Origin of the sequence: Gynurincola endophyticus (genome assembly GCF_003991195.1) — a bacterium.
In the GTDB taxonomy this organism is placed as follows: domain Bacteria; phylum Bacteroidota; class Bacteroidia; order Chitinophagales; family Chitinophagaceae; genus Gynurincola; species Gynurincola endophyticus.
In genome coordinates this window covers 232,781-252,749 of sequence record NZ_RCWL01000007.1, presented here as the reverse complement: position 1 = coordinate 252,749, position 19,969 = coordinate 232,781, and the positions used below count along the sequence as shown (strand labels likewise).

Genomic DNA, 19,969 nt, shown 5'->3' with positions numbered 1-19,969 from the left:
GTTTAAAACACTACGGAACATCTGTATTCTTCTGCTTAAAATTGGCAGATTCCTCATTTTTTTGTATTTTATAAGAATAGGGGTGTTTACTTAAACTCATAAAAAAACCCTCCACAAGACTGTTGGAGGGTTGTATGAATGGCTTTTCACTCACTGTCCTTCTTCTAATCGGATTTAAGTGTGAATCCTTCACAGTTTGTCTAGAGTAATTAGGGCACAATATCTTTACGGTTTAGGGTTTGTACCAGGTTCCACACTTACTCATTCATTACGCTATAAAACTACATTATGTTTTTAGTACACATTGTTATCATTTAGGTAATATTTCGTACGAAGAATAGTTTTCACAAACTCTTCACAAAAGCAATCAATTACTAATCAACATCTTATAAAAAACTATTTTTCCAGCTGAAAAGCGTCTATTTTTTGGCGAAGTTTCAGAAAATTATCCTTTAATTCTTGCGGGCTGATTATCCGTGCGATATCAGCATACATCATCAGCCATCTCGGAAAAGCCTGAACCAGGTCATAAGTGTCAAAATGCATCACCACAAGGTCATCTTTGATTTCTTCATGAAGAAACCCATATGCCTGTTTATCCCAGTCGAAAAGGAATGCATATTTTTTAGCTACTTCAATAACAGCTCTTTTTCTTGGATAGTAACCTTCTTTAAAGTCTGTTTGTACATCTTTATGTTCTTTTGTAAAAGGCTGATCATTGTTTTGTGCCTGCTGAATACGGTCTATTCTGAAATGGCGGTAATCTCTTCTCAAAATGCAGTATGCATAAACATACCAGTATCTGTTTTTTAGAAAAACACCTAAAGGTTCGATTATTCTTTCAGACATTTCTTTGTCAAAACCTTTCTGATATTCTATCAGCAGCTGTTTTCGATCAGAGATACTTTTTAAAATCTGTGATAAGCCGTTGGGCAATTGTTCATTAAATTGTAAATTCACATTGTGAACGGCAATATTTTTAGATAGATAATCTACCTGCTCTTTATCATTATATCTTAATACCGATTTTATCTTTTCATTTGCCTGCTTATAATTGATCCATAAGGTTTTGTCTAATTGTTTTTCAGCCAGCTTTTCTACAGCGGCAATACTCAACGCTTCTTCATTTGTAAAGAGAATGGGGGGTAGTTTATAGCCGGCCATAATTGAATAGCCCGACCCTGGTTCACCGATGATCGGTACGCCGGCAACCTGCAATGTATGAATATCTCTATAAATCGTACGCAGGCTTACTTCAAAACGATCAGCCAGCTCTTTTCCTTTTACAGAAGGTTTTGATTGTAAAAGAAAAAAGATAGACACCAGGCGGTCAAATTTTTTGATGGTTTGCGGTTCGATCATTAGCTATTCAGGTTATGCAATCATTAAATCGTAAACTATTGTATTCACTAAGGTAAGAAGTTCATTATAGAAGAATACATTTTAACAAAACAGTTTTGAAAATTAAATCAAACAAAAACATTTTTTTTAAAACAAATGAACACTGATTTATTTTATATTATCACCGGAGGACCCGGAGTAGGTAAAACCACTCTTTTACAACAACTTCACCAAAGAGGTTATCAAACCATACCAGAAGATGCCAGAAGAATTATTCAGCAGCAAATCACGGACGGCGGTAGCGGGTTACCCTGGAAAAACCGGTTGTTATACGCTCAGTTAATGTTGACTGCTGCAATAGAAACGTACCAAAAAGTGAAAGCAAAACAAATTGTTACACCTGTTTTTTTTGACAGAAGTATCATAGATACTTTATGTTACATGAAAATGGAGTCAATTGCTATTTCAGCAGAATATTTAAAATCAGTAGCAAAATGTGTGTACCATCCAAAAGTTTTTATTCTGCCACCATGGCGTGAAATTTATCGCACCGACCATGAGCGCAGGCAAACATGGGAAGAAGCTGAATACACTTTTCAGCAGATGAAAAAAACTTATCTCGATCGTGGATACCAACTGATTGAAGTACCGGCAGCAACACCTGAAATCAGAGCCGATTTTGTACTTGACTGCATCGGTTACTAAAGTATAGGATGCTTCAACATTTCTATAAAAGCACAAAGGGCATATAGCCCTTTGTTGTATCAGTTACTGAATTATTTTTTTACTTCAAAAAAAGATTCTCCCACCACTACATCTTCTGTACTGACTCCCTGAACACTGATTCTGTAACGGCCCGCCAGATCGCCGGTTAAGAATGAAAACTTTGCTTTGCCGGCTGAATCGAGTATAATACCCGGCGCCCAAAAAAGTGTAGATAATAATTGCGGCCCTTTAATACCCAAACTATCTTCTTCCACCCCATAAAACTCACGTGCTTCATAAATACCTTTTAAGGTTGGATTTTGCTGGTCACCCACACAGGTTCCGTAAGTAACCGTACCACCGAAAGACGACTTATAGGTACGTCCGGTTTCCGGTGGTTTATTTCCTTGATTTCCAAAGTGGTTTGGACAATTCAAAATATTGTACAAACATACATAGTCACCACAGGCATTCACAGAAGTGCCTCCGCCGTATGAACTTTTATTGGCAACAACAACAGCTGTTTGTAATACGGATACTTTTTCACTGGCATCCAGCTCCCAATCTTTTGTTTTCTGTATAGCCATTACTCTTCCTCTGGTAGAAACTTCTAATTTTTCTGCTGTTAGTTTCTGTAAATCATCAAACGGATCAGATTCATCAATTGTATAACTATTTTTATTTTTTTCTGCAATCAAAGCAAACACCTTCCGGCCCTCCTTCACCAGCAGGTCATTTACCGTTACGTTCAGTAATCCGCTGTTATTTGTTTGCAATATATTAATACTGGAGTCGCGCATAATGGCAACAGAAATCGGCGAAGACAATTGTTTTTTATTCTTTAATATCTGTACATGATGTGCCGGTAATAAGTTACGTGGTGCCGGAGATAAATGATTCAGTTCCATTTGCTGCCAGGTAAAACGCCTCCAGGTTTTTACCAGCAATACGTTTTCCAGTTTGCTTTTCTGTTCTAACAATCTTAATCCACCACCATCATGCGGAAGCGCCCCCAGATCACTTCTCAGATAAAGATAGGTTTCAATATCCTGTAATTTTTCATAATCAAAACGACTATCCTGTACCACGGCTACAGAAACAATACCTTCTACCGGCTGGCCGGTCTCGTCTGTAAAACTCAGATTGACCTCTACATTTTCCTTTTGTTCATAACTGGTTTTAGCAATGCTGATAGCTGTTTTAACTTTTCTGTCAATATGGGCAAAGAAAATTCTTTCACAAAGCGGTCTTGATTGCTGATCCAGAATCGTAATCGTTGCCAATCCTTTTGAAATAGCTGGCAGTGGTACAATAATTCTATTGGTTTGCGGCTGAAGTGTTAAATCAAAAACTGCATATACTTCATTGTAGTTATGAACGACTGCTTTTACTGTTCTGGCATCTGTAGATAACATATTCAGATACAAAGTATCATTGATTAATGCTGATGGCATATTCATCACGACACCGTTTGCTACAGAGGCCGGTAATTGATAAACCGAGTCTCTTTTCTGATAAGGATTGGCTACCAGGCGAACAGAATATTTTTTTTGCAGCAACGGCCTTAACTTAAATATTCCAATACCCGTTTCGTCAGTTTGAATAGTATCGATCGGTATATTATCTTCGTACAAAACACCACTGACAGCAACCGGCTGTGCATGTGAAGTACTCGCTTCCCAGGCAACTCTGCTTTCGAGTTTGTTTACCAGCGTACCTCCTTCAGGAAAAAAACGCAAATTGATATAATCGGCTTTCAGGGCTGGCAATTTTATACTCAGGTGCCTGATATCATTATTATATTTAATAGTAGTGGTTAAAACCGGATCGGGTTGATTGAGTTTTTCAGCAGGTATAGTAATGATATATTCATATTCCTTCATCAAAACCGGTTTAGAAATTTCTTTTCCGATAGTATATTCCAGACGGGCATATTTTCTGTTTTTCTCTTCATATGGATATTCCACTCTTACTTTAGCCCGGATAACACCGTTTTGGGTCAATACAGTATCCATGAGTGCCAATGAGGTATTAACACTCATTGTTTTAACGTTCTTGATACTGATCGGCTGATTAAAGAGTGCAACAGGTAAGCTATCGTTCGAAAGCACATTTGTCATCGCAACTAACTGATAATTACCGGGAGGAATACTGTCGGGAATACTTAAGCTTCCGGTTCCCCAGCCACCATAAACGGGATACCGGTTTTGGATTTCAACTTTTCTGTTTTCTTCGTTTACCAGCGCCACCGAAAACAGCGAGTGATCTTTTAAATGATCGGCAGTAGTATTAAACAGATAAGCGCTGAACCAGATGGTTTCATTATTTGAATAAATCGTTTTATCCAGGTGCAGATAAAGAATTTCAGAGGGGTGAACCTGAGCATAGCGCTCCATTCTACTAACTAATGAATCAATATCGGCTGATTGAGAAAAAACTTTACAAATACCAATCAAAGTAACTGCAGCAGAGAGCAAAACTATTTTCAACATGTTTCCGGGTCTTTGGTTAAACAGCCCTTTAAAGTTACTCTATTTGCAACATTTGTACTTATTTTTATAGAATAATAATCAACCTGTTGTATTCATGATCTATTCAGACCGTGTTTTATTATCCATCGACTACCGAAACACACGAAAGCTTTTGTTAATTATAATCCTATTACTTCCAGCAATTTTTATTTTGCATCTTAACGGTGACCGGCTATCTTCTGATCACTCTAATACTGGCACTTGTATATAACAGAACGAAATTATCTGTATGTTGTGAATATGACATCTTGCTGGAAAATCTGCACCTCATCAACACCACATCAAAACAGGAAACAATTATTCCGGTTATTAATATTACAGGAATCATTACTTCTTCAACAGTGATTAAAAGTATACGTTCGGTAGATGTTCATTATATCAATCATACTAATAAAAAAGCAAGCGTAACTTTTTATACCCGTACAAAGAATCGTTACTTAAAAACATTCATTCAGGATACTTCATTTAAAAATCCATCTCTACAAAAAAGTTACTGGTAAGCAGCCAAAGCGAGCACACAAAAAGCAAATTAGTATACCGCTGTCAATCCATTGATAATAAACAGATCAACAGATATAAATACTAAAACATGCCTGATAAACTTACAAGAAGTAGACGTTGAACAGGTCAGGGTTTAACCAATAAATGACTGGAAATCGTATATATGTAGATTATAAGGTTAGAGATGGATGTGAACAGGATAAAAAAATACAACAAACACATCTTCTTTTTACACTAACGCGTTATAAAACAACGGGCTAACAATCATGCTTTTGTATTAACAAAAGATTTTTTGTTCATACTAAGCTGAAAGTCACAGTTTTCATTATTAAAATTAAAAATTAAGCCGAAAAACATACTTATCTTGATAGGTTTGTTGAAATTCTTTACATATATTTGAAAGCATGTTTCGCATATTCTATATGTGCAATACAAACGAAGAAAAGTCCACTACAAACACGGTACTCGAAAGGCATATACAGCTGTTTGTTTTTCAATGCATAAGCTGCTTTTAAGTGATTATTTATGCCTTTAAATGATAGCAAAATCCATACCCGGTTACACTAATCAAAAATGAACCAACTAACTAATTAATAACCAAAACAATAATACCATTAACGAAGGAATATATTTCTTATACAATCACACTAAGGTGTAAAAGATATACTGCGTTCGGAAAACTGGCTTGTTGAGATATAACTATATCTTTCACTATTCCTATAAGAGATTTATTCTCAAACGTTAGCATTAATTTTTAGGGTGTTACAAAAGTCTTGATCTGAGACTATCATCAAATTTTCAGCGATTTGAGCTGCAAAAAATTGAGATAGTTCTTGGAAAGGGTAGGCTATTGCCTTATTTAAAAGTGTCATTAAACCAAAAAAAGCATATGAGAAAAAAGCTGTCCATGCTAATGCTCCTGGTTTTTTCGTGTGGAGTGTTATTAGCACAGAAAACTATTTCTGGTAAAGTAACAGACGAAACCGGGATTCCCATTCCCAACGTTTCTGTTGTTGTAAAGGGCCTTTCCATCGGTACCATTACAAAAGAAGACGGAACTTACTCGCTCTCTGTTCCGGATAACGGAAGAACACTTGTATTTAGTGGAATTGACAAACAACCGGTTGAAGTAGCTATCAGAGATAAAGCTACGATCGATGTTGTATTAAAAGATCAGGATAGTAGTTTAGAAGAAGTGGTGGTAGTTGGCTACGGAGTACAAAGCAGAAAAGAACTCACCGGTAATATCGTTACCGTTAGAGGTACTGCTGTGGCCGACAAACCCGTACAAAGTTTTGACGCCGCTTTAGCGGGTCGGGCTGCGGGGGTTCAGATCACGGTTCCGAACGGGGTATTGAATAACCCTCCTGTATTCAGAATCAGAGGTACTAACTCTATCAACCTGAGTTCTCAACCGTTAATCGTAATTGACGGAATGGTAACTTACACAGGTGATGTGAGTAGTACAATTGCCGCCTCTAACGTATTGTCAAATATTAACCCTGCCGATATCGAAAGCATGGACATCCTGAAAGATGCCGCTGCAACCGCTATCTATGGTAGTAGAGCTGCAAATGGTGTAGTAGTAATTACTACTAAAAAAGGTAAAAAGGGCAGAGCTAAAATGACCTATGACGGTTGGGTGGGCCTTACCTCTCCTACCAGAATGTGGGAAATGTTAAACGCTCAGGAATATATGACGATCAAAAACGAAGGAACAGCCAACTTAGGTATTCCTGACAGATATTTACCTTCTTACAATGCAGACGGTTCAATGGTAGATACTGACTGGGGTGATGTTATTTACAGAGATGGTGTTTCGCACAACCACGGTTTAAGTGTGAGCGGTGCCAACGACATGACTTCTTATTTCTTCTCTATCGGTTACACTGATCAGGAAGGTATTGTAAGAGGTAACGACTTTAATCGTAAAACAGTTAGATTCAATGCCGACCATAAAGCTACTTCATGGTTAACTTTCGGATTGAATGCTTCTTATGCAAACGAATTAAACGCTGCAACTATCAATACCGGATCATTACCTGATGCAGCTTTCGCTTCTGCAGGTGCCGGTCGTCTGGCGTTAGCATTACCGCCAAACGTTTCTCCTTATAACCCTGACGGTTCTTATAACCTGAATGGAAACGCTATCGGAAGAGGAAACAATATTGAAAATATTACTTTCTGGAATCCTCAACCGATCTTAGACAAAAACTATGCGCATACTACCAATAACAGAGTGATCGGTAATTTCTACTTAATGGCTAAACCAACGAGAGACATTACCTTCAGATCATCTTATGGTATTGATTATCTTTTAACAGATAACAAAAACTTCTACACTGCCCTCATCGGTGACGGTTTCGCCAATAACGGTAGTGCGTTCAGTACTTTGAATAAAAACCAAAGATGGACCTGGACCAATACCCTTCAATATGATAAAACCTTCATGGATAAACACAGTGTAGGTTTGTTGATCGGTTCTGAGCAACAAAAAAGTACTAATGAAGGATTCGGTTTATTAAGACAAGGTGTAAGTGATGCTTTTTATGATGTAATTCAGGGTGGTTTCACTACTCCGTTAGCAACCGGCTTAGGACTGGGTGAAAACTTCCTCGGTTCATACTTCGGAAGAGCAAGCTATGATTATGATAAAAAGTACTTCGTATCAGGTAGCTACAGAAGAGATGGTTACTCTGCATTTGCTCCGGGTTTAAAATGGGGTAACTTCTACAGTATTTCCGGTGCCTGGGATATCGCTAAAGAATCATTCTGGCAAGGAGGTTTAGCAGATGTGGTAAACACCTTTAAGCTACGTGCAAGTTATGGTACTGTAGGTAATATTTCCGGTATCGGTAACTTTGCCTCTTTCTCATTCTTTAGCGGATCAGGTTTGTACCAAAGAAATCCTACACTTACCTTCAGTCAGGCAGGTAACAATTTACTTTCCTGGGAAACCAGTAAGAAAACAGATATCGGATTTACCTTCGGATTGTTAAACGATCGTATCAGTGGGGAATTCGCATGGTATAATAATGATATCGACGGATTATTATTAAGTGTACCAAACGCATTATCAACCGGTATGCCGAACTCAGTTCTTCAGAACGTGGGTGCAATGTACAACAGAGGGGTTGAGTTTACTTTAAACGCAACACCTATCATGGGTAAAGACTTCACCTGGAATACTTCATTCAACATTACCTATAATAAAAACCAGGTAACAAGATTAGCTGAAGGTGTAGACAACATCCCTACTGCTACTCAGCTTGAAACCGCAAACATTACATTACCAGGATATTCTATCGGTATGACTTATGTTGTTGAATCTCGCGGTGTAGATCCTCAAACAGGTAGAAGAGTATTGGTTGATGAAAACGGCAGAGAGTTATTGTATGATCACTCAGCTCCTTCCGGACAACGTTATACTTACAGAGATAACGGTCAGGTAGCTCCAAACTTAAATACAGCTTTAGCTCAGAAAGTATGGAAAAATACCAATCCTCAATACTTCGGTGGTTTCGAGAATACATTTAAATACAAAAACTTTGATCTGAACATTCTTTTGACTTACCAGTTAGGCTTCTACGTTTATAATGGTACAAGAGCAACAACCTTAGATCAACGCTTCTGGAACAGTAATAAAGAAGTATTAAACCGCTGGCAAAAACCAGGAGATGTTACAGATATTCCAAGATTAGTATATGCTGATAACACTTCTAACGGTTCTGCTTTCCCTATTTCTGATAATGTTGAAAAAGGAGACTTCTTACGATTAAGAAACCTTTCTTTAGGTTACAACCTTCCATTTGAAGTAGCTTCAAAACTGAAAATCTCTAATGCCCGACTTTATATCAGTGGACAAAACCTGTTCCTCGCAACAAAGTATAGAGGGCCGGATCCGGAGGTTTCTTCAAACGGTACCGGTAATGCCAACCAAGGTGTTGATAGAAACACTGTAGGTAATGCAAGAGTACTCACTGTTGGTTTAAATGTTGGTTTCTAACTTAAAAAATCGGAGATAACATGAAAAAGAATAATCTATTATATAGTCTAATATTATTAATGATCCTATCGACGACCGGTTGCGTGAAAGATGCGAACCTTGAAACTTTTTCAAGAACTTCATTCTCAGATGCAACAGTTTTCGAAACAAAAGACAGAATTGAAAACCAGGTACGCGGTTTATACGCCGGGCTGAGAGCCAGCAACCTACTTGGATCAAGATATTTAATTTATAACGATGTCAGAGCAGAAAACTTCCTGTCAAATGACCCGAACCGTGTAACAGCCCGTGCAGCATGGGAATTTTCGGAGGCTGATACTGACAACGAAGTAAACAACCTTTGGAATGCTTGTTATACAGTAATTAACCGCGCAAACCTTTTCTTAGATGGTATGGTGGAAAAAGGTAATGCAGTTGCCGGCGAAGATGCTGCACGCTTTAATGCGGAAGCAAGATTCGTTCGAGCTGTAGCTTACTATTCTTTATTGCAGTTCTTTGCAATGCCTTACCCTGACGGAAACGGTAGCAAACCTGGTGTACCTTTACGCCTCGTAGGTATTAAAGGTGGCGGTATGAACGATCTTGCACGTAGTACTGTAGCCCAGGTTTATGGTCAGATCATCGACGACCTGAACTTTGCTGAAACCAATCTGCCATTGAATTACTCTTCAGCAGAATTGAATACGATCCGCGCACACAGAAATACTGCGATCGCTTTCAAGGTTAGAGCTTATCTCAGCATGGCTGACTACCCTAGTGTAGTAACCGAAGCAAACAAAATTGTTTCTGCAAGTGCTCCTTTCGCAGCCTCTACCGGTGTTGCACATGCACTACAAGCAAACATTGCCGATGTTTTCAGTAACTATATGACAACTGAATCTATTTTTTCTATGCCATTCAACGCAAACGAGCAACCTGGTGGTCAAAGCCAGTTAGGCTTCTACTATATGCCGAACGGTGTAGGTGGTGCAGCAGGTATTTTCTATTTGAATCCTTCAGGTATCTGGGGCGAGCCAAGCTGGACTGCCGCTGACGAAAGAAGAGACATGACCGTTGTAAATGATGGTAAAACCTGGTTGTCAAAATATCCTTCACCAGGGCCATTCCTTGACTGGGCTCCGATTATCAGATACTCTGATGTATTATTGAGCCTGAGTGAAGCAATTGCACGCACCAGTTCAACGGTTGACACAAGAGCTGTGGCATTATTAAATGCAGTTCGTAACAGAGCTGATGCCACCACTACTTTCACTACCGGAGACTTTGCAACAAATGATGCATTGATTGCTGCTATTTTACTGGAGAGAAATATCGAATTCCTGGGTGAAGGAGTAAGAAGCCTTGACATCCTGCGACTGGTTCAACCTTTCCCTGCAAAAGCAGTTCCGGGTGGAGTATCCGTAAATGCAGTAGCTCCAAGCAACCAGGCATATTTATGGCCACTTCCTTCTGAAGAAGTGAGATACAATAAGTTGATTAATTAATAATCAAAAAGATAGACTCCTGTGAGCTTTTTTCAAAAGACCCGGTAATATTACCGGGTCTTTTTTTATGAATTATTTAATAGAATACCACCTTATTTTATTTGCTTTTTTGCTTTTTTTTTCGCACCTTGATGGTAACAGAAGAACTCTTTTTTCCTGAATTTTACGCTTCTGCTGTAAGCATCTTTCAACCATCATTACAAACTACTACAATGAAAAAGCTTCCTGTTCTTTTCACACTATTAATGACCATCATTAGTAATTTACCTGCACAGGTTACAATGGATTCAGGTTTAAACGGATTCTGGAATGACGTAAACGGTATGCCGTTAAAAATGACAACAGCTTTTAACGTAGAAGGAAGTCCTTATTTCGATGATAATTATTTACTAGCCGATATCGTTTTTTTGAACGGAAAAAAATATCAAGACATAAAAGCTAAAATCAATCTTGAAACCAACGAACTCATTGTATTGAACAGCAAAAATGAAGCAATGATTGTCGGGGCTCCTATAAAGGAATTAATTCTTAAAGCTTATCCAAGAGACGGTAAAATAATACCGGTCGTTTTAAGAGGAGTGGGCAGTGTAAACGGTGCAATCAATGCAAAAGACGCAAAAATAGTGGAAGTACTTCAGGATGGAGATAATTTCAAACTGTATCGCAGCTATGTAATCAGTTATAACGACTCTAAAGCATACGGGGATGCTTCTCTTACCAGAAAATATAATAAAAACATTTCTTTCTACGGTTATTCACTCAACAATGAAAAAAGACTGGAACGCCTCGGTAAAAATAAAAATGTGATCGTTGCTTTTTTCGGAATGAAGAAAGATCAGGTTAAAAACTTTATTGATCAAAATAAACTTTCACTAAAATCTGATGATGATTTAATTCAGGTATTCGAATTCGCGAATACATTGAAATAATTCTTAGCTTTCATAGATAGCCACTTTCGATAACCCTTTGATAGATGGTCCGTTTAACAAGCTGCCATCTATAGCATATCTGGCACCATGGCACGGACAATCCCAGGTTTTTTCAGCATTGTTCCAAACAACAATACAACCTGCATGCGGGCAAACCGGATCTAATGCATGCAATTGACCATTATCGTCTTTGTACAAAGCCATGCGCTTGCCTTTGTACTCTACCAGTTTAGCTTCATCATTTGAAAGTTTCACCAGTTCATCTATTTGCTCATAACTGAATCGCTTACTGATAAACTGTTTTGCCACATCCACATTTTCTTCCACAAATGATACAAAGCCAGCCAATGGTTTAATACGTGATGGGCTGTATAAACCTTCATATCTGTTTTCTTTTTTCAAAATCATATCTGAGATGATTTTACCGCTCAACGTACCGAATATCATTCCATTACCGTTAAAACCGGTTCCTGTATAAACGCGGTCCCAACCAGGTAATTTACCAATATAAGGTAATCCGTCAGTGGGAATATAGTATTGTGACGACCATACAAAGTCTATCGACTTTACATCATAATACTTTTTCAGATAAGCTTCCAATTGCCGTACAGTAGCTGTAGAATTTTCCTGATGGCCGGTTTTATGATCAAAACCACCGGCAATCAGATAAGATTTATTATTGAAAGTATATGTTCTGAAATAATGATAAGGTTCTTCCATATCGTAAACTAAACCGTCAGGATAGTTTTCATCATTTAAAGTGATAGCGGCCGCATAACTTCTGTATGGGGCACATCTGAAATGTAAAATATTCACAGAAGGAGGAGTATGCGTGGCAAACACAGTGTCTTTGGCTTTAATATTACCAAGGGATGTAGAAACAAGATGATTGTTTTTATCAGGAAGATCAACCAGACAATCTTGCAAAATGACCCCACCTGCTTTTTCAAATGCTTTCGCCAGGCCCATTAAATAAACAGCAATATTAAATTGCGCCTGTTGTTGAATAGCACAAGCTTTGGTAAACGGAATCGGAGAAGGAATACCTTCTGTCCATTCCATCTCTATTCCAGCTCTTAAACCGGCTTCAATAATCTCCTTCAATTGTTTTTCTTCTTTTTCATTCTGTGCGAAGAGATAACCTGTTTTATATTCGAAGTCACAGTCAATATTATTAGCAGCAGCAATTTCTTTAATGAGCTTAATTGCTTCTTTAGCGCTATCAGCCACGAGTTTCGCTTCATCTTTACCAAAAGCGGATTCAATTTCAGGATAAGTTGTATCCAATATAGTATTAAGGTGTGCTGTAGTTCCGCCTGTAGTTCCGAAACCGATAGAATGTGCTTCTGCGAGAATACATTTTTTACCTTGTGTTTGTAATAGCAAGGCTGTGGTTAAACCGGTTATTCCTGCCCCGGCAATTAAAACATCGTAAACTTTATTGGGCTGCCTTTTATTAAGAGGTTGATAAGCTGGCGCCATATCTTGCCAGATACTTTTTAGTAATCCATCTCTTTTCATGATTTTCTCTTTTTTGTTTTCATAAAAATATCCGGGAGGTATTTCTCTTTATAGATATTAGTATTACAGAGAAACTCAGACACTTTACTTTATCATTAAAATTCATCCGGTAATGATAAATATTTAAAACTTTATGCCACATGATAAAGTCAGCATCTTGCGGATTGATTCCACATACTAAATTTCATTTATTTTCAAATGGGAAATGAACAAATAAGTGATTACACTTACGCGACATCGAGTTGGTATAATTATTTATATCAATTAATCATCCTCTACAATTTCCCTTCAACTTAAACCGGTACTTTTTATTCAATCAACTGTTTAGCTTTTATCTAATTGCAGCATTATGAAAAAGTATTCTTATTTCAAGCGTAACGGATTATCGATTGTATTGGTGTTTTTGATGTTACTTAGTTTTACAGGGCAATTTATAAGTGGCTACCGATACAAAAATCATGAGCTTTCCGAGCAGGACCGTTCTTCCTTAACACCTGTACAATATGCGCAAAGCGGGCATTTTATACAGGCTACTTTTGAGAATTGGGAAAGCGAATTTCTACAAATGGCATTGTATGTATTACTCACTGTTAAACTATACCAGATCGGATCTGCAGAGTCTAAAGATCCTGCTAAAAAAGAAGCGGTAGACCGGTCGCCTAAGGCACATGCAGAAGCACCCTGGCCCGTAAAGAAACAAGGCTTCTGGTTAAACCTTTATAGTAATTCGCTGAGCATTGCTTTTGTATTATTGTTTCTGATTTCTTTTATATTACACTTTTACGGCAGCTACAAAAATTATACAGATGATCAGCAGGAAAAACAATTACCAGTTGAGGAATGGACTTCCTACCTAACCACTTCACGTTTTTGGTTTGAATCATTTCAAAACTGGCAAAGTGAATTTCTATCTGTATTATCATTAGTGATTCTCTCTATCTGGTTACGGCAAAAAGGATCACCGGAATCCAAACCGGTAGATGCTCCTATTTATGAAACAGGAAGTTCATAATGCTAATCATGTATAATTCATTCCGATATCCACCAGTGTGTTTAAACGATGACTTTTCAACTATACTATTTAAAGAGTCATTGTATGGTACATACTTAGCGCTAACAAAGGATACATTATTACATTTAATTCTAATTCTATGAACAATATTCAGGATATTCTGGTACCGCCAGAATTCAAAGGAAAACAAACAGCATTAAACTCTTCACGCGAATACAACAAACGCGAAGAAGCACAAAATGCATTCACACGAGCCTGCAAAAGAATTTTAAACCCCGGTGTATGGCATGAACTGTGTGGAGCTTTAAGTCCAACTTTCACTTTAGTAGATGAACATGGGCAGGAGCTTAACCGCCTCGCACAACCGGGAGATTATATAAAAATAAAACTTCCTGCGCCCGGAAATGCTGCCGGCGACGGATATGACTGGGTGATGGTAGATGTGATTGAAGACCGAAGCACTCCGAATATGGAAAAAGAAGAATTCGGATTTCGAATTCGTGCTTCTTCTAACCCGAAAGATAAAAATGAAGAGACTGCGCATTTCTTTGAAGACTCTGCAACAGGAACTTACATAGTAAAAAGAGAAGGAAATATTGTAACGGCACTTTATTTCGGCAGAAATGAAGTAGCTAATACAGATACAGACAAAATAACTGACAATATCCGTAACGCGATTGTTGCAAGTGTCGGACTCATAGGTGTTTCCGAAGCTCAATGGAAAACATTTATCAACAGATTACTGGAACCGGAGATCGGAGGATAATATCTTCATCTTTTGTAACAGTTTTAATAAAATCAATTCAATTGAACAAACAACATTAAATATTGATAAAATGATATCATATCAATATACAAGTAATAGTGTTTCACTGTAAAAAATAGTAAACAATAATTTAACAATTATTGTTTAGCATAAGTGGCATCAATGAAAAAAGATACCACTTATGTGAACTCCTTGTTGCATTTAATCTACATCATTTTCTTATTTTTTTAATAATCAACAAAAATCTATTGGCAAAGGACTGGCATATTTTTTTTGTTTAATATAATAAGTCCAATCTACACGCCTTCTTGAAATTTGTTGATTGCGGTTTGCCATAAATGCTTATCTCAGTACCGGCTACTCCTAAACAAATCGTTATGCCATCGTAGCAAACGCAGTTAAAACATCAATACAATAATACAGTAACATTGAGTCAATAAATAACTATTGATAAGATAGCAATGAATTGATGTGCGATAACCATCGTTTATTTTTAAAATAAGTGATTATTCTAAATTTTAACGACGTATAAATTACTGATCATAATTTATACGTCCCGATCAATAAGTTCTTAACCTTTTAAAAACGATTAATTATGAAAAAAAGATCAGGACGCCATGGATTTGGTTCCATGAGTCAGCAACAGCAACAACCTTTCGGGTCTGAACGACGTCATTCACAAAGCGGTAATCGTGGATCTGAATACGGCTATTCAGAAGATTACGAAAAAAGAAACAGAGGTTATGATGAAGACGATTATGATAGAGACTATGATATTGAAGATTACTATGATGAAGACGATTATTTCGATGAAGACGAAGGATATGAAGATCATGATGTAGAAAACTATAATGATCACAGAGAATTTGATAAATACGATGATGATCTGGATAGCGATGAAGACGATAATGAATATAACAACCAACGCCGTTATCAACGTAATGAAGGAAGAGGATATTCATCAAACGATAATCGAGAATTAAGACGCGGAGATTATCGTGGAATGCATTCTTTTGGCGTAGGTGATGATGAAGGTTCTTATGGTTACAACCAGGGATATTCAGATCGTGATCAAAGATCTTCCGGACGTCAGCAGGGTTCACAAAGACGTGGTCAGGAATCGTACGGACGTAACCAGGGANCCGGACGTCAGCAGGGTTCACAAAGACGTGGTCAGGAATCGTACGGACGTAACCAGGGATCTTCCGGCAGAGGACAACGTTCTAACGAACGTAATCAAAGTTCATACGGGCGTGGTGAAGGCTCTTACGGATACAATCAGGGTTCTTCTGGCCGTAACCAGGGATCTTCCGGCAGAGGACAACGTTCTAACGAACGTAACCAAAGTTCATACGGACGTGGTGAAGGCTCTTACGGATACAATCAGGGTTCTTCTGGCCGTAACCAGGGTTCTTCCGGCAGAGGACAACGCTCTAACGAACGCAACCAAAGTTCATACGGACGCGGTGAAGGCTCTTACGGATACAATCAGGGTTCTTCCGGACGTAATCAACGTTCACAACAACGCGATGATTATGATAACCAATCTTCACAGCGAAACGGCTGGCCGATGAATCAAAGTAATCCACGCCGCTCAGAACGCAGAGGCTTTGCTTCCAATCAAAATGAGTACGGTAGTGGTAACCGTCATTCAAATGCGGGTGATTATGATATTGATTACTCAGGCCGCGGTGAATATTCGCAAGACCGAAGCTTTAATAACAATGATTCGCCCAGAAGACATAGTGCATCCTGGAGAGATTCAGATCGCGTAAATGAAAACCGCGGCAATTCTCACCATACCGGCGATGCTTATAATCGTGATGGCGGCAGAGGGTATAATTCAAAACGTGGTACTGCGTCACACTCTCGTTCATATAGCCGTACTATTTAATCATTCATGTGGAGGTAATACAAATAATTAAATAGCAGGCACAATCATTACGAAGTCAGCCGGCGTACGGCTGGCTTCACAATGTAAAATTTATAAAAATAACTATATGGCAGCGAATACAGCAGCTACAGCTAAAAAAACCGAAACAAAAACAGAATCCGGACAAAAAAAAGCTGATGCTAAAAAAAATCAACAAGAGAGTTTATTAGAGAAACTCTTCATTGACATGTTAAAAGACATGTACTGGGCAGAAAAACATCTAGCCACCGCACTCAATAAAATGCATTCGGAAGCAACGACTCCCGAATTACAGGATGCTTTTGAAGATCATAAATATGTGACGCAAAAACACGCTTCTCGCTTAGAAAAAATCTTCAAAATGATGGGTAAGGAACCGGAAGGTAAAAAATGTGAAGCCATGGAAGGGCTCACAAATGAGGCCAATACGCTCATCAAAGAAACAACTGAAGGTACAATGACCAGGGATGCCGCATTAATCATTGCCGCTCAAAAAATTGAGCACTATGAAATCGCATCATATGGTAGTTTGGTGCAGGTTGCCAAAACCATCGACAGAGAGGATGTTGCCCGCTTGCTGGAGAAAACACTCTGGGAAGAAGAAGATGCAGACGAGCTCTTAACAGAAATAGCAGAAACGTATATTAATCCGATGGCGGATAACGAATCAGATGATGACGAAGAAGATGAAGAGGTAGAAGAAACAACAGCCACTTCTAAAGAGAAAAAATAACACTACAATCCTCATAAAAATCCAACTATGATTAATAACAATAGGGGCCTTAACGGCTCCTATTTTTTATTGTCCTTTATTCTTATTCGCTAAACTTCTCTTTCACATAACAACAGTTTTGTTTAATTTACTTTAAAATGAAAAACTTTTGCATTGTTTATGAATGAAGAAATACTCCTTCGCTTTTGTTTAGCAGCCCTTTGGGGTGGCATTGTAGGCATTGAACGCGAATACCGCAGTAAATCGGCCGGTTTTCGTACCATGATCATGATTTCGATTGGTGCCTGCTTTTTTACCATTATTTCTATGCTGATCGGTGTTGGAACGAGCCCTGACAGGATTGCCTCCAATATCTTAACCGGAATCGGTTTTATCGGAGCAGGAGTTATTTTTCGGGGAGAAAACCGGATTAACGGTATCACCACGGCTGCTACCATCTGGGCAGTGGCAGCAGTAGGCATGGGTATCGGAGCCGGTTATTACTTTGCTGCCGGCTGTGCTAGTTTATTAATCGTACTGGTACTCTCTGTTTTACCATTTCTTGAAAAAAGTATTGAGCGGTTACACCGTACCAAAACTTATGAAATGAAAATAGAACCCACAAAAGTTTCTCTGCACGAACTCGATGCCCTTTTCAAACAATATCGTTTAAAACCTAAAACCATTAAGGTCATCAAAGAAGATGATACCATTACGATTACCTCACAGGCAGATGGTCATGCTGGTAACCACGAACAGTTTATGCAGGCAATACTTACTGATACCCGCTTTAACAAAGTAGCATTCTAATAAAATCAAACTCTTTATAAGATAAAAAACTCCTCTGGCAGAACCAGGGAGTTTTTTATCTTTTAGCCTATTGAATTACAAATCGTTCAGATTCCTTTCTATCCAGCTGTTCACTTTTAACACATAATCGTCCACTTCTTTTTTGGTTACCCTGGCTTCTTTATCCAGCTTGCTCATCATCTCCTCTCCTTTTTTTACAATCTCTTCTCCTTCTGTTTTAACTTTTCCGGTAGATTCATTCACATCGCTTTTCAGGTCATCAAGTGCTTTTTGTAAAGACGATTTAAAATCCTGTTGTTTTTCCGGTACATATAAATCCTGAACAAGAATAAACTGACGATGGTGATTGATTCTATTTGCGCTGCTATACCATCTTTGTAATACCTGTTCGTCTTTCACTTCTCCCCTTTCAATTTTCATTTCCAGGTCTTCCAGCTTTTTCTCTATCGACATTGCCCATTCGCGGGTTTTTCCTTTCGCCGATTCCATTTCTTTTTTATAAGACCTGATTGCTTCACGTAAATGTTTTGCAGATTCTTTATTATCATTTTTCCTGAAGGCAGTAAGCGACTCATAAAAATGTTTATCAGAAGGTTTTGACACCTCTTCAACGGTTACGCTGGTAAGTTGTTCTAAAGAGTCCTTTAAAGGAGCCATTTGCCCCACTTCTCCTGATTCTCTTTTTGAAGCATCATTAGGGCCATCATTACAGCCTGTGTTTATGCATACTCCCAGAACAAAGAGACTAAACAATACTGATTTCATAAAACGTAGATTGATGGTAGTTTATTGATCAAAATTTATCTGAAAAAAATAATTGCTAACGAAGGCGGGTAAAATAATCAACGATGTGTCCGTCTGCACTTACATGTACAGCGATCTTTTTAGTACCATTTACCAGCTCTACGAAGTAAGAATCCTGTCCGGGAAACTCATACCCGTACAAAATCATATTGGTATCGTTGGTATCGTTATCATCAAACCAGATAACTTCAGCAGGTGTATAATCTTTATACCATTCTTTGATCTTTTGCTGAGCATGCATCGGCAAATCTGTGAATTTCTTAATTTCTGTCGTTCCTACCAATTGAGCATCTGCATCGTAAAAGGCTGATCTTGTAATACCATCTTTTACAAACACAAATTCATCATAATGATCTAACCTTTCCGAACTCATGGGTGTAACATTTCCGAAGTCTGACATAAATGCCTGTTTAGCCATTGGGTGAACTTCAGCACCTTCCAGTTTTCTCATTTCTTTGTGTGCATTTTTCTGAGGAATTTTCATCTCTTTTTTAACTGCCTTATCTTCTTTTTTCATTTCCTTATTATACTTACTGTTATCTTCTTTCCAGTCGCTTTTTAACTCTTTTTTGATAGCTTTTTTATCTTTACGCATACCTGCATCACCGGTTTGTGCAGTTACTGTTGCAACAAACAGTACAACTGCCAGCGGAATTAATAGTAACTTTTTCATCTTTTTGGTTTTAATTGAACAATGAGATACAAGAAAGTTTTCGTTTATAAAAACTTGTACAATGAAGTAATACGGCGGGTTAAGAAAGTCAGATCATAAGATAAAAGCCGCGTAAGAGGGAAATATATGTTCAAAAAAAATAATGCCATCAGAAGAAAAAGTTTGTTATTAAATTTAAAACCGTTCAACTATTTAGTAGTCTTAACAAAGCTTTGACCTGATTCAGAAAAGTAACCAATATCCTTAGGGTAAAAATGATGCT

General features: G+C 38.0%; 14 protein-coding genes. 9 read left to right on the top strand and 5 right to left on the bottom strand.

From position 1 onward, the window contains the following. Positions 1-396 precede the first annotated feature (396 nt). Complete coding sequence (locus tag D9O48_RS14100; protein ID WP_126973617.1) at positions 397-1,362, bottom strand: helix-turn-helix transcriptional regulator; 966 nt, start codon at positions 1,360-1,362, stop codon at positions 397-399. 135 nt (positions 1,363-1,497) lie between these two features. On the opposite strand from D9O48_RS14100, the gene D9O48_RS14095 reads away from it, so the two are divergent. Next, positions 1,498-2,046: an AAA family ATPase gene (locus D9O48_RS14095; protein WP_126973616.1), complete on the top strand. Its 549-nt coding sequence runs from the start codon at positions 1,498-1,500 to the stop codon at positions 2,044-2,046. 71 nt (positions 2,047-2,117) lie between these two features. Here D9O48_RS14095 and D9O48_RS14090 read toward each other — a convergent pair whose 3' ends face one another. After that, positions 2,118-4,538: a hypothetical protein gene (locus D9O48_RS14090; protein WP_126973615.1), complete on the bottom strand. Its 2,421-nt coding sequence runs from the start codon at positions 4,536-4,538 to the stop codon at positions 2,118-2,120. A 203-nt stretch (positions 4,539-4,741) separates the two neighbouring features. Here D9O48_RS14090 and D9O48_RS14085 point away from each other — a divergent pair, with 203 nt between their 5' ends. The 4 genes from D9O48_RS14085 (at position 4,742) to D9O48_RS14070 (ending at position 11,497) form a co-directional block, all read left to right on the top strand. Beyond that, entirely contained in the window at positions 4,742-5,077 is a 336-nt protein-coding gene (locus D9O48_RS14085; RefSeq protein ID WP_126973614.1) for a hypothetical protein, read from the top strand. 890 nt (positions 5,078-5,967) lie between these two features. Next, a complete protein-coding gene (locus D9O48_RS14080; protein WP_126973613.1) occupies positions 5,968-9,084 on the top strand; it encodes a SusC/RagA family TonB-linked outer membrane protein in 3,117 nt (1,038 codons plus the stop codon). A 59-nt stretch (positions 9,085-9,143) separates the two neighbouring features. Next, a complete protein-coding gene (locus D9O48_RS14075) occupies positions 9,144-10,568 on the top strand; it encodes a RagB/SusD family nutrient uptake outer membrane protein (protein WP_199750581.1) in 1,425 nt (474 codons plus the stop codon). 212 nt (positions 10,569-10,780) lie between these two features. Further along, positions 10,781-11,497: a hypothetical protein gene (locus D9O48_RS14070; RefSeq protein WP_126973611.1), complete on the top strand. Its 717-nt coding sequence runs from the start codon at positions 10,781-10,783 to the stop codon at positions 11,495-11,497. Between the two features lie 3 nt (positions 11,498-11,500). Here D9O48_RS14070 and D9O48_RS14065 read toward each other — a convergent pair whose 3' ends face one another. Beyond that, positions 11,501-13,018, bottom strand: a complete 1,518-nt coding sequence (locus D9O48_RS14065; RefSeq protein ID WP_126973610.1) for an FAD-dependent oxidoreductase — start codon at positions 13,016-13,018, stop codon at positions 11,501-11,503. 349 nt (positions 13,019-13,367) lie between these two features. Here D9O48_RS14065 and D9O48_RS14060 point away from each other — a divergent pair, with 349 nt between their 5' ends. The 4 genes from D9O48_RS14060 to D9O48_RS14040 all read left to right on the top strand — a co-directional run bounded on the left by D9O48_RS14060 (position 13,368) and on the right by D9O48_RS14040 (position 18,230). Further along, entirely contained in the window at positions 13,368-14,030 is a 663-nt protein-coding gene (locus tag D9O48_RS14060; protein WP_126973609.1) for a DUF6766 family protein, read from the top strand. A 139-nt stretch (positions 14,031-14,169) separates the two neighbouring features. Further along, positions 14,170-14,796: a hypothetical protein gene (locus D9O48_RS14055; protein WP_126973608.1), complete on the top strand. Its 627-nt coding sequence runs from the start codon at positions 14,170-14,172 to the stop codon at positions 14,794-14,796. 2,000 nt (positions 14,797-16,796) lie between these two features. Next, entirely contained in the window at positions 16,797-17,441 is a 645-nt protein-coding gene (locus tag D9O48_RS14045) for a YciE/YciF ferroxidase family protein (protein ID WP_126973606.1), read from the top strand. A gap of 159 nt (positions 17,442-17,600) precedes the next feature. Then, positions 17,601-18,230: an MgtC/SapB family protein gene (locus D9O48_RS14040; RefSeq protein WP_126973605.1), complete on the top strand. Its 630-nt coding sequence runs from the start codon at positions 17,601-17,603 to the stop codon at positions 18,228-18,230. 75 nt (positions 18,231-18,305) lie between these two features. Here D9O48_RS14040 and D9O48_RS14035 read toward each other — a convergent pair whose 3' ends face one another. Both D9O48_RS14035 and D9O48_RS14030 read right to left on the bottom strand, forming a co-directional pair. Then, positions 18,306-18,995 carry a hypothetical protein gene (locus tag D9O48_RS14035; protein ID WP_126973604.1) on the bottom strand — a complete coding sequence of 230 codons (690 nt, stop codon included), beginning with the start codon at positions 18,993-18,995 and terminating at the stop codon, positions 18,306-18,308. Positions 18,996-19,050: 55 nt separating this feature from the next. Further along, on the bottom strand, positions 19,051-19,707 hold the full coding sequence (locus D9O48_RS14030) for a hypothetical protein (RefSeq protein WP_126973603.1): 657 nt from the start codon (positions 19,705-19,707) through the stop codon (positions 19,051-19,053). Between the last annotated feature and the right edge of the window lie 262 nt (positions 19,708-19,969).

Bases quoted from the DNA above. Each gene is read 5' to 3' on its own strand.
- D9O48_RS14100 (WP_126973617.1), bottom strand. From the start codon at position 1,362: ATGATCGAACCGCAAACCATCAAAAAATTTGACCGCCTGGTGTCTATC.
- D9O48_RS14095 (WP_126973616.1), top strand. From the start codon at position 1,498: ATGAACACTGATTTATTTTATATTATCACCGGAGGACCCGGAGTAGGT.
- D9O48_RS14090 (WP_126973615.1), bottom strand. From the start codon at position 4,538: ATGTTGAAAATAGTTTTGCTCTCTGCTGCAGTTACTTTGATTGGTATT.
- D9O48_RS14080 (WP_126973613.1), top strand. From the start codon at position 5,968: ATGAGAAAAAAGCTGTCCATGCTAATGCTCCTGGTTTTTTCGTGTGGA.
- D9O48_RS14075 (WP_199750581.1), top strand. From the start codon at position 9,144: ATGATCCTATCGACGACCGGTTGCGTGAAAGATGCGAACCTTGAAACT.
- D9O48_RS14070 (WP_126973611.1), top strand. From the start codon at position 10,781: ATGAAAAAGCTTCCTGTTCTTTTCACACTATTAATGACCATCATTAGT.
- D9O48_RS14065 (WP_126973610.1), bottom strand. From the start codon at position 13,018: ATGAAAAGAGATGGATTACTAAAAAGTATCTGGCAAGATATGGCGCCA.
- D9O48_RS14060 (WP_126973609.1), top strand. From the start codon at position 13,368: ATGAAAAAGTATTCTTATTTCAAGCGTAACGGATTATCGATTGTATTG.
- D9O48_RS14055 (WP_126973608.1), top strand. From the start codon at position 14,170: ATGAACAATATTCAGGATATTCTGGTACCGCCAGAATTCAAAGGAAAA.
- D9O48_RS14045 (WP_126973606.1), top strand. From the start codon at position 16,797: ATGGCAGCGAATACAGCAGCTACAGCTAAAAAAACCGAAACAAAAACA.
- D9O48_RS14040 (WP_126973605.1), top strand. From the start codon at position 17,601: ATGAATGAAGAAATACTCCTTCGCTTTTGTTTAGCAGCCCTTTGGGGT.
- D9O48_RS14035 (WP_126973604.1), bottom strand. From the start codon at position 18,995: ATGAAATCAGTATTGTTTAGTCTCTTTGTTCTGGGAGTATGCATAAAC.
- D9O48_RS14030 (WP_126973603.1), bottom strand. From the start codon at position 19,707: ATGAAAAAGTTACTATTAATTCCGCTGGCAGTTGTACTGTTTGTTGCA.